The sequence below is a fragment of the Aneurinibacillus tyrosinisolvens genome (assembly GCF_001015055.1).
GTDB lineage: Bacteria > Bacillota > Bacilli > Aneurinibacillales > Aneurinibacillaceae > Aneurinibacillus_A > Aneurinibacillus_A tyrosinisolvens.
This window is the reverse complement of the sequence record NZ_BBWZ01000111.1, coordinates 1-1,271: the sequence shown is the minus strand read 5'-3', so window position 1 is coordinate 1,271 and position 1,271 is coordinate 1. Positions and strand designations below refer to the sequence as shown.

General features: G+C 43.6%; 1 pseudogene. It reads right to left on the bottom strand.

The features are described 5' to 3' along the window. Positions 1-13: 13 nt before the first annotated feature. Positions 14-1,157, bottom strand: a pseudogene (locus MBEAL2_RS28535) (IS4 family transposase). Positions 1,158-1,271 lie beyond the last annotated feature (114 nt).

Sequence of the window (1,271 nt, the reverse complement as noted above, 5' to 3'; positions counted from 1 at the left end):
CCACGCGTGTTGATTATCCAGTTTTAGGCAGAATAATCCCGTATAAATCTCGATAGTTTTTTATAAATGTCTGGATAATAAGCTGCCATTCTATAGAAAGTTGTGCCTCAATAAACTGGCGGGTAAAGCTAACAAAGCTTGCGCTTTGAATGAAGGGATGCTGTTTCCCTTCTTCATAGAGTGTTTTCAATACTACATAAGCAAGGAGGGCAGCGTATAACTGATTAAATACAGCATTCTCTGTTGTACCAAACAGGGTTGGTATGTTCAAATGCTGCTTTATCCAACGAAAAAAAGACCTCAATGGCCCAGCGGGCCTGGTACATGGAGGCAATCATTTCGGCATCTATGTCATAAAGATTCGTGACAACACGCATGATTTTTCCTCGCAAATCCTTGAATTCTACAACGCGGTGACGAGACGTAGAACGTGATTGTGGGGTACCCAACTGACAAGTAAAGTCACCTGTAATATTGGAGTCCACTGGGCTCCATCGGCGAAGTGATTTTTTTCTATGGAGTGCCACATTCATCTTTAACCGAATGACAAACGGCTGCTTCGTTTCTGGTTTTACAAACGTATCGATCCGCTTAATTTGAAAGTAAGCACGGTCAGCCACCAGGATAAATTTCGGGTCAAGAAACTCTTTCATCATGGGGCTATCATGGCCTAACCCTGTCGTCTCCCTCACTTTATACGGCATCTCCGATGCTTCTAAAAGAGCGACATGAAGTTTGACACCGGATCGTTTCCCGCGATACGGAGCCCAAGGCAGTCTTGATTCCCCTACTGTTATGGTCGTTGAGTCAATCAGCAATAACTCTTTGGGAAATCTGATGGAACGGCGAATCCGACGGTTGCAGCGAGAAAGCGCTTTGGCAAAAAGGTCTTTAAAAATGGCATAGGGTACATGGCCAGCTTTTTTAGACAGGGATGAATAATGAACGGACGGGAGTCCGTGAGCAGTAGCCACATCAGCCGCATGGCGAAAACTTTTCCATTCATGTGTGGCCGCCATGACAAGGAATCGCAATAATATGGGAACAGAAAGCTTGCGAGCTGTATCCTTATACTCGTGGTCTTGTAAAATCTCCTGTACATCCTCTTTGGTAATGAGGTGTTCTAGTACATGAAGAAGTGTGATAGACTTTTTCATAGGAGGTCGCCTCTTTTCGTAAATAGTTTGTGGTCAGATACAAACTACTTTCCCGAAAAAGGCACCTCTTTTTCACTTTTTTGCTTACTTTTTTTGGTTAATCAACACCCATGA